General features: G+C 35.4%; 14 protein-coding genes, 1 tRNA gene and 1 rRNA gene. 3 read left to right on the top strand and 13 right to left on the bottom strand.

Going from position 1 to position 12522, the window contains the following annotated elements:
- Nucleotides 1-129: 129 nt before the first annotated feature.
- The 13 genes from ABIL69_02050 to ABIL69_01990 all read right to left on the bottom strand — a co-directional run bounded on the left by ABIL69_02050 (nucleotide 130) and on the right by ABIL69_01990 (nucleotide 10779).
- Nucleotides 130-1128: a M42 family metallopeptidase gene (locus ABIL69_02050; GenBank protein MEO0122769.1), complete on the bottom strand. Its 999-nt coding sequence runs from the start codon at nucleotides 1126-1128 to the stop codon at nucleotides 130-132.
- A complete protein-coding gene (locus tag ABIL69_02045) occupies nucleotides 1119-2129 on the bottom strand; it encodes a M42 family metallopeptidase (protein ID MEO0122768.1) in 1011 nt (336 codons plus the stop codon). The genes ABIL69_02050 and ABIL69_02045 overlap by 10 nt, the downstream gene beginning before the upstream one ends.
- Before the next feature lie 29 nt (nucleotides 2130-2158).
- Nucleotides 2159-3052 carry a DUF4438 domain-containing protein gene (locus ABIL69_02040; GenBank protein MEO0122767.1) on the bottom strand — a complete coding sequence of 298 codons (894 nt, stop codon included), beginning with the start codon at nucleotides 3050-3052 and terminating at the stop codon, nucleotides 2159-2161.
- A gap of 9 nt (nucleotides 3053-3061) precedes the next feature.
- The gene (locus ABIL69_02035) at nucleotides 3062-4429 is read right to left on the bottom strand and encodes a hypothetical protein (GenBank protein MEO0122766.1); all 1368 of its coding nucleotides are present in this window, start codon (nucleotides 4427-4429) and stop codon (nucleotides 3062-3064) included.
- A 9-nt stretch (nucleotides 4430-4438) separates the two neighbouring features.
- A complete protein-coding gene (locus ABIL69_02030; protein ID MEO0122765.1) occupies nucleotides 4439-5752 on the bottom strand; it encodes a POTRA domain-containing protein in 1314 nt (437 codons plus the stop codon).
- The gene (locus ABIL69_02025) at nucleotides 5725-6231 is read right to left on the bottom strand and encodes an HNH endonuclease (GenBank protein ID MEO0122764.1); all 507 of its coding nucleotides are present in this window, start codon (nucleotides 6229-6231) and stop codon (nucleotides 5725-5727) included. Before ABIL69_02025 ends, ABIL69_02030 begins: the two co-directional genes overlap by 28 nt.
- A gap of 4 nt (nucleotides 6232-6235) precedes the next feature.
- Nucleotides 6236-6616, bottom strand: coding sequence for a hypothetical protein (locus ABIL69_02020; GenBank protein MEO0122763.1), 381 nt, complete (start codon nucleotides 6614-6616; stop codon nucleotides 6236-6238).
- A 38-nt stretch (nucleotides 6617-6654) separates the two neighbouring features.
- Nucleotides 6655-7848 (bottom strand): tetratricopeptide repeat protein, encoded by a 1194-nt coding sequence (locus tag ABIL69_02015; GenBank protein ID MEO0122762.1) that lies wholly within the window; start codon nucleotides 7846-7848, stop codon nucleotides 6655-6657.
- Between the two features lie 34 nt (nucleotides 7849-7882).
- Nucleotides 7883-7955, bottom strand: a tRNA-Ala gene (locus ABIL69_02010).
- A gap of 475 nt (nucleotides 7956-8430) precedes the next feature.
- Entirely contained in the window at nucleotides 8431-9612 is a 1182-nt protein-coding gene (locus ABIL69_02005) for an FprA family A-type flavoprotein (protein MEO0122761.1), read from the bottom strand.
- An 89-nt stretch (nucleotides 9613-9701) separates the two neighbouring features.
- The gene (locus tag ABIL69_02000) at nucleotides 9702-10217 is read right to left on the bottom strand and encodes a flavin reductase family protein (GenBank protein ID MEO0122760.1); all 516 of its coding nucleotides are present in this window, start codon (nucleotides 10215-10217) and stop codon (nucleotides 9702-9704) included.
- Nucleotides 10214-10534 (bottom strand): thioredoxin, encoded by a 321-nt coding sequence (trxA, locus tag ABIL69_01995; protein ID MEO0122759.1) that lies wholly within the window; start codon nucleotides 10532-10534, stop codon nucleotides 10214-10216. Before trxA ends, ABIL69_02000 begins: the two co-directional genes overlap by 4 nt.
- A 20-nt stretch (nucleotides 10535-10554) precedes the next feature.
- On the bottom strand, nucleotides 10555-10779 hold the full coding sequence (locus ABIL69_01990; protein MEO0122758.1) for a NifU family protein: 225 nt from the start codon (nucleotides 10777-10779) through the stop codon (nucleotides 10555-10557).
- A 142-nt stretch (nucleotides 10780-10921) separates the two neighbouring features.
- Here ABIL69_01990 and ABIL69_01985 point away from each other — a divergent pair, with 142 nt between their 5' ends.
- The 3 genes from ABIL69_01985 to ABIL69_01975 all read left to right on the top strand — a co-directional run.
- Nucleotides 10922-11434: a CvpA family protein gene (locus ABIL69_01985; GenBank protein MEO0122757.1), complete on the top strand. Its 513-nt coding sequence runs from the start codon at nucleotides 10922-10924 to the stop codon at nucleotides 11432-11434.
- 22 nt (nucleotides 11435-11456) lie between these two features.
- Nucleotides 11457-12152, top strand: a complete 696-nt coding sequence (locus ABIL69_01980; GenBank protein MEO0122756.1) for an SAM-dependent chlorinase/fluorinase — start codon at nucleotides 11457-11459, stop codon at nucleotides 12150-12152.
- Between the two features lie 152 nt (nucleotides 12153-12304).
- Nucleotides 12305-12522, top strand: a 16S ribosomal RNA gene (locus tag ABIL69_01975); the annotation flags it as partial.

The following is a 12522-nucleotide window of genomic DNA, read 5'->3' as shown; positions in this document are numbered from 1 at the left end:
AACGAGAAAAATCACTACGATAAAAAAGAGTATTGAGACAGTGAAAAAAAGCTTTTTAGATAAAAAAATATGGCGAGAAGCCGATGAATCTGTAGAGGTAAAGACGATTGAAAATCCTTTTTTCATTAATCACTCGAAACCCTGTTCAGCACATAAAACTAAAAGTGCAACCGTTGCATTCACATCATTTATATCACAGACCTCATTGGGTGAGTGAATATATCTCGTGGGGATAGAAAGGACGCCACTTTGAACACCTTCTCTAATTACCTGTATCATTGCAGCATCGGTTGTTCCTCTTTCAAGAATCTCCAGTTGATGTGGAATTTTTAATCTCCGGGCATAGGAAATCAATTTGTCTTTTATAAAAGGATGGGCAATAAATGCACTATCCATAACTTTAATTGCTACCCCGTTTCCCATTTCTACTGCCATACGGGATGATTCAGGCGTGTCGCCGGTCGCGGTTACATCTACTGCAATGGCATAATCAGGATTGATACCATAGGCACTTGTTCTTGCACCACGCAATCCTACTTCTTCCTGGGTTGAAAACACAAAATATAATTCCATTTTATTATTTTTGATTTTTTTCATTGCCTCAATCAAACAATAACACCCGATGCGGTCATCAAGTGCCTTGGAAACTATCTTGTTATTCATAATCACAGTCTCCTGGTAAAATGATGCAATATCACCAATTTTTATGAGTTTTTCTGCTTCTTTTTTATCACTGACGCCGATATCAATATAATAATTATCAATTCCTGGTGGTTTAGGAGTTTCAGGCTTTGTTTCAACTCCAATGACACCAATTACTCCATTTTCAAAAAGCACACGATGGTGCATAATTTTTTCTGGAAAGATACCACCTACACTTGCAAATCTAAGAAATCCTTTATTATCAATGTGTTTTACGATCATTCCTATTTCGTCCATATGAGCGCAGAACATTAATTTTTTTGTGTTCTTTTTATTTTTTGCGGGTATTTGGGCAATTAAATTGCCCAGGGCATCAGTCTTTATATCATTGCAGTATTTCTTTATTTCAGTTCTGATTAAAAAACGAATTTTTTCTTCCCTTCCAGATGGTCCATAAATTTCAGTAAGATTCTTGATTAACTCCATTTTGCTCCTTTTAAAATCGTATTCATTGTTAAAGATAATAATTTAATGACATTTTTTATGTCTTTTATTGATGCAATGGAAATGGGCGAATGTATGTATCGTGCAGGTGTGGAAATGACCGCGGAAGGGATGCCTTCTTTTGTTATATGCATCACACCTGCATCTGTCCCACCTATCATTGGTTGCTTATACTGAAAAGGAATGCGATATTTTTTTGCCGTGGTCTCAAACAACTTTAAGAGGTTTCTATCACACAGAATTGTTGCATCAGCAATTGTCAATGCAGGTCCTCTGCCAATGGCCGGATATTGAGGTATATCCTTTTTTTCAGGTAATTCGCCGGAGCCGGTTGTATCTACAGCGATTGCGATATCAGGATTTATACGGTATGCAACAATTCTTGCACCACGCAATCCAACTTCTTCCTGCACTGTGAATGCATAATAGGCGGGGATATCGGTCTTTTTTATTAAATCCATTAAAATATAACAACCGAGACGATTATCAAATGCCTTACCATAAATGATGTCGCCATCTTTTTTGAATTTTGTATCAAATGTTGCCATATCGCCTATTTGAATGAATTTTTCTACTTCTTCACGAGAATTTGCGCCTATATCAATGAAGAGCTCTTTGACTTCTGGCACTTTGTCAGTCTCACCTCGTTGAGTAAGATGGATTGGTTTGTGACCTATAACACCAGGTATTTTCTTTTCACCAATTATTACTTTTTTCGCAAGTATCGTCTGGCTTCTCAGACCGATAGTTTTGAATCTTAAAAGTCCATTTTTCTCAATATTTGTAATCATCATTCCGACCTCATCCATATGGGCAGCAAGAAGTATCTTCGTTTTGTTTATTTTTCCCTTCCGGACGATTAGATTGCCGTAATTGTCTTCAATTAATTCATCTACATATTGATAAATATTCTCTTTAATAAAAGAACGAATTCTATCTTCATCACCACTTACACCACTTATTTCGCATAACTCTTTTAGCATAAATAATTATATTTAAGAAAATAGAAATGTCAACCACGGGTGGTCCTGTATCTTCCAATTTTCAATATTTGTGCTATGTTTGCATTTTTATCTATAACTGGTTCTATCAATGGTTTTGCTGCGGTTAGTATCGTGCTTACACCAGGACCGTGCCCGGCATAACGGCAGTCTCCATGTATAACAACACCAATTGTTATTGCTCCTTTACGGAAACTTCTACCATATAGATTATCATGGTCCAAAAGTGCTACAATATCTCCGAGTTTTATCTTATCTATTTTATGTTTTTTAATGAAGTCGCGGTCTGTTGTCATAATATCATAATCACCAGCGCCCATCATCAAACTTCCTGTACCCGAACCCATTAATTGTGCAGGAATAAGTGCTGTTACTGGAACACGAATTTTATTTCCAATCGGTTTTATCTTCATTTTATGCAGTAAAACGGGTGCCAGATTATAAATCGCAATTTCAGGATAATCAATAAGTTTTAGTCCCTGCCCAAATCCCTTTATAAGAATTTTATCATCAATGGAAAGTTTTTCTAAGACATCATCCGGAAAATCAATTATTACATGTTCAGCACCACCATGATGCCCTGTAACAATACCTTTTTTCCCTTTGGCATCGCCGGTTTTTATAATTGCCTCATTACCAATACAGGCATAAAAATTGTAGCCTGCATTTGGACGGTCATATCTGTCTTTCTCATCAAGGATCGTTGACACGCATGGTTCAATATGGTCAGCCTCCCAGCCGAATGCCGGGTCTCCAACTTTTACATTATAGACTATACCGCCTGTGCCTGGCAGTAAAAAAGGTTTTCCTTCGGCATCAACACTGTGTGCTCTTGGTCCTCCAGGATTTGCTACTTTTCCCTGGATTGACATCATTACAAGACTTTTTTCATTCGTTTTTAACATTATTCCTCCTTAAAAAATAAACCAGAACCAGAAATTGATAATATTTTCATTTTTCTCAGAATCTGGAATATGTGCAAAATTAAATATATATTTTTTCCCAGCCTCTACATTTAAAAAGAATCGCGGGTGAATGTAAAATTCAACTCCAGGATATATACTGATTGTCTTTTCTACAATGCCGGATGGAAATTCAGGATAGGCAGGTCCGCGCTCAATCTCATATGGTAAGTATATACTACCTTCGCCCTTTCTGATAAATTCAAATGCTATTTTCGGAAATATTTTTGTATCGTTAAAGAATTTAACAACAAATGAAAATCTGTCCACATCGTTGCCAAGTGGAAAACCCAGGCAGAGTGAATCATCTTCATAGTTATTTTCCGGCACGAAATGGGTATATACCCACTTATCAACAAATGTATAATTTAACTTAAAGAATAATTTTTCCAATATGAGCTTTTTAATTCCACATTGAAATCCAAGTTTATGCGGATATTCAGTATATCCTGAAGGGGGTTCACTGAACTGATAATCATCAATGAGAAATTCCCCAAACAAAATAGTATTGGAAAAGTTGATTGAGCCATCAAAACACCACATTATATTATCGTTTCTATCCATACCCCACTGGCTTAGATAGTATGGCAGAAGAAAGTTGAGATATAATGGTTCAATCTCACCGCCCCAGAGGATGCTTTCCGAAAAGCCAAACTGGAGCTTGTTTAGAGCCAATCCGAGCCTGTGAGTTGATATAAATCTCATTTTTTTTGTATCAAGTACAGAAAAAGTTGAATTGAACGCAAAATATTTATCTTCGTATGTGAATAAAAAGCCGTCATATCCTTCTCTTGTCGGTGATAATAATAGACTATGTTCATCTCCAAATCCAAGCAATAGATTCCTTCTGCCTATAGTCAATTTTGTTTTTTTATCTTTAAATTTTACATAACCTTCGTTCAGATATGCCTGAACAATATCTTTCCAGGGTTTAGGCCCTGTATAATCAAGGTTTGAGCTAAAATGAAATCTTATCCCCTGGGCATATGAGATATTATTTTTAATCTGCCCGGATAACTGGCAATCAAGATCAGAAAAAAATTTTTGAATATCCTTTCTCCCGACACTTATGGTGAAGATTGTGTTAAATTCATTTGATTTTGTCAAAAGAGTTCCTAAAGATGGAATTATTTTTTTGTCTATACTATTTAGTTTTTCTTCCAAAAACAAAAGGGTGTCAATCTCATTAATTATATCTTCTATTTCTAACGGCTTTATTGCCTTAATTTTATTGAATCCCCTGACTTGCAGATAATCAATTGCAGTATTCAGGGGTGAATCAAAAGGAATTAGTGAGTTGAATATAATAAATAAAAGCAAGTTTCCTCCTTATAGATTTTTTTCTATTAATACGTGAATTTTTCCATCGCTCCAGCCTCCTTTTTCAGGTAATGCAAAAATTACTGCAGCGTTGACCAAATTTGTTTTTGCTTCAATCCCGGCGCCGTAAGAAAATGTGTAATTATTATCCAGATAAGCAATATCAAAAAGTGGATAGACAGGGAATCTCTTATATTCAATATTACACCATAGCGCGCGTTTTACAAGAAACTCATCTTCCATATAACCCCGTAAACTCTTTGCCCCACCGACTTTAATATAATCAAAATACTCAAAATTTTCTGTTTTTACATAACGACAATGTGGTTTAATAAAAATATATACATAGCCCATTTCCCCATCATAGAAAAATCTTATTCTTTCATTATTTCTTACCAAGTAATCGAACTTTATGGAATTTAAAAAAATCGTATTTTCTTTACTGAAATTCCATTCTACCCCTGCTCCCAGTAAGGTATGGGAATAACCATAACTTCCGGAATCGGTTAGATAACCCGTTATTTCAACACCACTTGTAACAAAAATATTTAAATAATCATTTAACGGTGTATTGAAAATAATACTTAGTTCAGCAAGTCTTGCCGAATCGTAGGCCCAGATTTGGAGTCCAATGTTAAAAGTCACAGGAGATAAAAAAACCGGTTCAGTGAGGTTAATATTTAGAAATCTTTTTTTATATCTTTCAGAAATATTTGATTCGTAATTAAATCTAAACTGGCGCAGGGTGCCAAAGACATTTAAGGAATAGAGTTCAAAGGCAAGATATTTTTCATATTGCGTAAACATCCCACCAGCAATGACATAATCCGAAGATTTTTCTTTTATGTCCAATAATACAAAATAGTCATCTCGATTTTTTAGAATCGTTTCGGTAATGTCACTAAAAGCGTTTGTTTTTAGAATAGACTTTTTTATTTTATTAAGAGTTTTTAGAGAAAAATATTGGTCTTTTTTCACCCGTGCGATCCTTCTCAGTGGACCAGTGTCTGTTTTTTTATCTGTTTTAAAGAGATAGTCTTTTATTATCGTTCGTTTTCCTTCGTTTATATGAAGAATTAATTTATCTTTATCATTTTCTCCTTTAATAATTTGGGGGGTTATACTACAGAATGGGAATCCTGTGTCACAATAAAGGTCAAGGATTTTTTTTATAAAAATTTCAATATCATTATAATTTCTGAATGGTTTATAAAGATTTAGAAGATATTCGGTAGAGAAGAATGTGTTGCCTTCAATTTCAACTTCTGTAATGTTACTGCTTATGATGGCTAAACTCAGGATTGAAATAGATATGGCCGCCATTTGTCATCTGTGGTTCCAATTTCGCGCAGGACAAAAGTAAAATAATTTGGTTTTTTGGGTTTTCTACGCAATTTCATATTGGCGGCCTGGAGTGTTCTATTGCCTTTGCGGTTATTACATTCAAGACAGGCACAAACAAGATTTTCCCAGGAATCATCACCACCCATTGCCTTTGGAATTACATGGTCGGTTGTCATCTGCCCGCCTTTCTTCCCGCAATACTGACACTCATTATTATCCCGTTTGAGGATATTCTTTTTATTGAGCGGGATATCTTTTCTCTTTATCTGGACATAATATTTTAATCTTAAGACCGAGGGAACCGGAAGTTCGTAATTAATAGAATGAATGGCTTTATCCCGGTCATTCTCAATCAAGTCCACTTTTCCCAGAATGAGCAGGGTGATTGCCCTGCGTAACTTGAGTACGGTAAGCGGTTCATAATTTTGGTTTAGCAATAGAACCGGTTTCTGTAACATACTTTTACAAACCTGCTTTTATCGGCATTATTACATCAATCACAAGGTGTCGGTAATATGTATAAAATCCAAATATATTTGAGGAATCATTGTAGGCAACATAGATTCTAAAAGAATCAGGAATGGTTCGGTCAATTATTATTGTATCGTAGGCAGGATTGAGTTGGAGTTTAATTTCTTTTAATTCAGAAAGAAGGTCACTCATTATATCCGCATCGGTTCTTAAAGGTCCAATTTTTACCGCATCTTCAACCTTGTTTTTTGCTGCTGAATAAGTGAACTGGATTCTGAATATTTGATAGCCGACATAACCTATGAGCAAAAGAAGTATTATCAAAAATATTATACCGAAACCAGAGATACCTTTTGAATAACGCGTGTACATATACACCTCCTTTTAATTTTTCATTAAAAGATAAAACTTCATTTTTTTCTACCTTCAATGAACCAGATATCCTCTTCCAATTGCTTTATCCATGCATCACATCTTTCGATTTCAGTCTTTACATATGAAGCAAACTGAGCATCATCTTTTGCCTGTTTATAATAATTTTCCGCCTGCCTTAGAAGACTGAGCGCTGCCTTTGCTTCACCAATCGTTGATTTGGCTTTCTTTTTATCAAATACTGCCTTTCTCTGAAATCCTCTTCGTTCATAAATATCACCCAGTAGCACATAGGCATAGTTATTATCCGAAGAGATTTTTAGAGCATTGCGCACCATATTTTCCGCTTCATTAAGTTTGCCCCTGCTTATCTGCAGATCTGCAAGATACAGGATTGGTAATGGATTATCCGGTGCAAGTTTTTTTGCTTCAAGATATTCTTTTTCCGCATTTGTATATTTTTTCTGCTTTGCATAGATAGAACCAAGCTGGAGATGGTAAAAATAATAATCAGGTTTTTTGGAAATGAGAAAATTGTATTCACCGATTGCTTTATCATAGTATTTTAAATCAAGATATGTCTTTGCCAGTAGTTCTCTGACATCTATTGCTTCGGGTTTTTTCGCTTTCAATGTTTCAAGATAGTTTACTGATTTGTCTGGTTCACCTTTTTCAATATAAATGTTTGCTATTGCTTTAATTGCAATCAGATTATCAGATTCAAATTTTAGAGATTTGAAGTAATATGAAAGTGCCTTATCGTAATCCTTGATTTTCGTATAAACAAAACCAAGACCATTGAAAATATTCACATTTGTAGAATCAAATTGTATGGCAGTCAAATACTCGCTAATTGCTTCGCCGTATTTTTTCTGGTCGGTATAAAGTGCAGCCAGCCCTTCGTAAGCCCTCGTATCCTTTGGATCAATTTTTTGGGCATGATTATATACTGATTCAGCAGCAGTATATTCGTGTTTTGCACGGTAAATCTGACCAATTGCTATATATGCCGCATAAAACTTTGGGTAAAGTTTTATTGCTTCATTAAAATGGGATAACGCATCATCATATTTAGCCTGTTTCAGATATTCATATCCAATCGAATATTCTTCCTGTGCCTTTGTCTTCGCATCTTCAGACGGCTCTGGTTCGGTTTTTTGAACGGGTTGCGTTGCAACGCAAGCCAATAGGATTAAGCCTATTAATGAAAATAAGGTAATTTTTCTCTTCATTGTTTTTTCTCCTTTCTTTATCTTTATATTTATATGGAGCCGACGGGATTCGAACCCGCGACCTCTTGACTGCCAGTCAAGCGCTCTCCCAACTGGGCTACGGCCCCGTTTTCAATATTTACAATTTTATCCAGTCCAAGTAAATTGTCAATACTGAATTTGACTGATTCTTCTCCATTTTTTCTTTTCTTAAATTTTAAGTCTTCATACTAAGTTTCAAAATGCGTTTATTTTTCCGCCATTCATCATAGCACCTTTTCGTAAATATGGATTAAATGAAAATCTCAATCCCCCTCTTTCCCCCTTTTATAAAGGGGGATAATAGGGGATTATATTTTTATAAAGTAGGATAATAGAGGATTATTGAATGAAAAAGCAAAATTTCTGATATTTAAGAAGAAAACCCCAAAATGGTTACTTTATATTGAAAAATATGGAGAGGAGTCGGATAATTTGGTTGTTGGGATACATAAGGCTAAACAGCGAATTGATTTAGTGGAAATGTGAATAAGGGTATTACATTGATTTTGTGTAATAAAATAATTGTGGTATTTTACCTTTATCGGAATTAATGCAATTTTTTTATATACTAAACTCTTTATGTTTGGCAAGTATATTATCAGCGAGTGCATCAAGCGCCTTAAAATCTTCCTGCTTTGGATAACCTTTGGCAATCACCGGTGCTATTAATTCCACACTTAGATTGGATATCAATTCTTTTATCTTTTCCGGCATTTTACCACCCCAAGAATACGAACCTATTATTGAAGCGAACTTCGTCTTGGGCCTCAATGCGTTGCATAGATACGCTGCATAGACCGCCAGTGGATGTGGTCCCGTGAGCACGGTTGGGGTTCCAATCACGACTGTTGCTGCATCAACGAGTGCCATTGCCAGTTCACCAATATCGGTCTTTGTTAGATTAAATGGTTTGATTGTGATACCACGTTTCATAATACCATCAATAAAGTATTCCGCCATTTTTTCGACACTGCCATGCATTGAAACATAAGGAAATACCACTTCATTTTTGACATTATCTGATGTCCAATCTTTATAGGCATTAATAATAAATTCAGGTCTATTATAAACCGGCCCATGGCTGGGGGCAATGATATCGATTTGAAAATTATTCAGGCGTTCCAGATGTTTTTGTATATTTTTCCTGAAGGGCATCATTATTTCCGCATAATACCTTTTTGCCGATTCATAAACCTTCGCTTCATCAATTGCATATAAATCACTCGTTGCAAGGTGTGAACCAAAGAAATCACATGGGAATAATATTCTTTCTTCTTTTAGATAAGTAAGCATTGTCTCGGGCCAGTGAACCCAGGGCGCGAAAATGAATTGCAAGGTGAGGTTGCCGAGTGATAGTATCTCGTTGTCCTGCACTTCAATAAATTTATCTTCCGGGATCAATAATAAGTCCATAAGCATACCTTTGCATTTCGCATTTGTTACTACTTTTGCCATTGGAAATTCTTTTAAAACCCTTGGTATTCCGCCTGAATGGTCCTGTTCAGCATGGTGTGAAATCACATAGTCAATTTTCTGAATATTCAGTTTTCTTAAATTTTCAATCAACTCATTCTCTTTCGTCGGGTCAACTGCATCAATGAGGGCTGTCTTTTCAGAACCAATAATTAAATAAGAATTATAACTCGTGCCGTCAGGCAATGGGATTAATTCATCAAAAAGTCTTCTGTCCCAATGATTTACGCCAACTGCGTAAATTTTATTTTTAATTTCTCTTATATGCATAGGACCTCCTTAAAAAATACCTAAAAGTCAAAAACCTGTCCCGTTGAATAGCGGGATACCCAATTACCTAAAAGTTCGAAATATTTAAATTACTTATTCCCTTCAATATATGTTGTCGCAGTTTTGGGAACCTTCAATTTTAATTCTTTATGGTAATAATCATAGGTCAGGGGCTCAGCATTTTCATTAATTACTTCAGCATCAACGACCCTTCCAATAAATAAAGTATGCGTTCCACAGTCAATAGAGTCAACAACTTCGCATTCAATATAGCCAATGGTATTTTCAAGAATTAAGGGTGCGCCAGTTTTTCCGATTTTATGATTGACATTTTTGAATTTATCTATTTCCCGTCCCGATCTGAATCCAAACTGTCCAATGAATTTTGGCGGGGTAGTTTTAGTAAGAATTGCAATAGAAAAGACTTTACTTTCTTTAATAAATTCGTGGGTAAGATTATTTTTGTTAATTGAAACTCCAATCTGTGGAGGTTCCGCAGTTATTTGAAATACTGTGTTTGTTATTTGCCCATTTATTTTATCTTCTTTTTTAGAGCTGACAATATAAATTCCGTATGAAACTTTATGTAATGTCTTGATATTCATAATACTTTCTTCAGTTTTTTGGTAATTTCTTCTTTAGGAACTGCTCCGACTACTTCATCTACGACCTTGCCATTTTTAAATATCTTAATATTGGGAATAGACATAATATTATATTCGGTAGTCTTATGTGGATTTTCATCCACATTTAACTTAGCGACCTTTATTTTACCCTCATACTCTTCAGCAATTTCATCAATAACCGGTCCCACCATTCTGCACGGACCACACCACGGAGCCCAGAAGTCAACCAACACCGGAATTTCGGATTTTTTGACCTCCTGGTCAAATGTATCATCGGTTATATGTATTACGGCCATTATGCCTCCAACCAACTATTCTAAAAAACCTGCTCTACTGCTTTCACCTCTGGTATCGCATCTTTCAATCGTTTTTCGATTGCCATTTTCAACGTCAACATGCTCATCGGACATCCACCGCAGGCACCAGTCAGTCTAACTTTTACTATACCATCAGGGCTAACTTCAACAAGTTCCACATCACCACCATCCATTTGCAGATTGGGTCTTATCTCTGCAAGGATTTTTTCAACCTTTTCTTTCATTAAAACCCCCTTTACTAATTTTATCATACCATATTTAGATATAAACTATACGATAAAGTTTATTATCTTGCACAAATAATCATAACCAAAAACAATATGATGTCAAGGTTGACATCATATAAAAAATATTTATAATCAATTTATGTGCTGGGTGGATATTCTAATATTAATAATCATAATTTGTTTAGTAATCCAGGGTCTCATTGTTGGTTTTATTAGAAGCATATTTGACATCGGGGGGATTGTGATTGGTATCTTTCTTGCTATTGAATATGCCGAACGATTAAAAATGGAAAGATATGTAGCATTTTTACTGATATTTCTGGGCACTGCAATTATTGCATCAATTTTAGGCAGGATAATATCTAAACTAATCCATCTCACACCATTAGGAATTATGGATAGATTGATGGGTGGTGGATTGGGCTTCATTAAAGGTATATTTTTTTGTTTTGTATTTATAATAATACTTTTTCTCTGGGATAAAGGAAGAACAATAGAAAAATGCGAAATAGCGCCGCTTATTCTAAACAGCGGTTTATCAATAGCGCAGTTACTACCAGAAAAGTGGTATAAATGGCTAAAAAAGACTACGAAAAAGCAGGAAAAACTCCGTGCACAAATTTATTATGAATGCCATAACCTTTATTTCTGATTTTGGTCAAAAAGATTGGTTTGTGCCAGCAGTCAAAGCCGAGATTCTCAAAATTAATCCTGAAGTTAATATAATTGATATCACACATAATGTAGCGCCTTTTGATATAAAGCAGGCGGCGTTTATTTTGAAGATGGTTTATAAAAATTTCCCCGATGGCACTATCCATCTTGCGGTTGTTGACCCTGGTGTCGGGAGCAAAAGAAAGCCGATAATCGTTTTTTCTGATCGTTATTATTTTGTTGGTCCAGACAATGGGATATTTTCTTATATTTATGATAAAGATTCAGTTGTTTATGAAATAAATGTACAAAGGAATGTAAGTTATACTTTCCATGCGCGAGATATCTTTGGCCCGGTTGCTGCCAAATTAAGCATAGGTATTGATATTAAGAAACTGGGCAAGAGAATATATAGATATACGAAATTCCCTTTTCCATCTATAAAAAGACAAAAAGGAAAGATTTTTGGTGAGATTATCTATATTGATAGTTTCGGAAATCTCATAACAAATATTCCTGTTAAGTTTTTGTTAAAAAATATTTATATAGAAGATTTTGATAAAGTTAATGTAAAAAAATTTTATGCCCTGGGTAAACCCAAGGAAGTTTTCGCAGTGCCGGGAAGTTCAAAGTTCTATGAGATTGTTTGTTTCAAAGAACGGGCGGATGAAAGGCTTAAGATAAAAGCCGGTCATAAAGTTGTAGGTATTTTATAAATTATTTTTCCCCTTGACTTTTTGTTGAATTTTAATATAATATATATGCTCAAGTTTAAAAATTATTAATTCAGGTATTGCCTGAGTTTGTTCTTTGAAATTCTCCTATTTATAGAATTGTCCAGGGTATTGGGTCCCAGAAAGATTTAATTCTTCTGGAGAGTTTGATCCTGGCTCAGGACTAACGCTGGCGGCGTGTCTTAGACATGCAAGTCGGACGGGTGCTTAGCTGTAGCAATACAGTTAAGCATTAGTGGCGAACGGGTGAGTAATACAAAAGTAACTTACCCTGGAGTGGGGCATAACCCCGCGAAAGCGGGGCTAATTCCCCATATGCTCACGGGATGCGAGTCTTGTGAGGAAAGGCTTG

It is taken from the genome of candidate division WOR-3 bacterium (genome assembly GCA_039802005.1).
Classification (GTDB): Bacteria; Hydrothermota; Tepidihabitantia; order SM23-42; family JAOAFX01; genus JAOAFX01.
The sequence above is the reverse complement of the archived record's forward strand: the minus strand, read 5'-3'. Positions and strand labels throughout refer to the sequence as shown.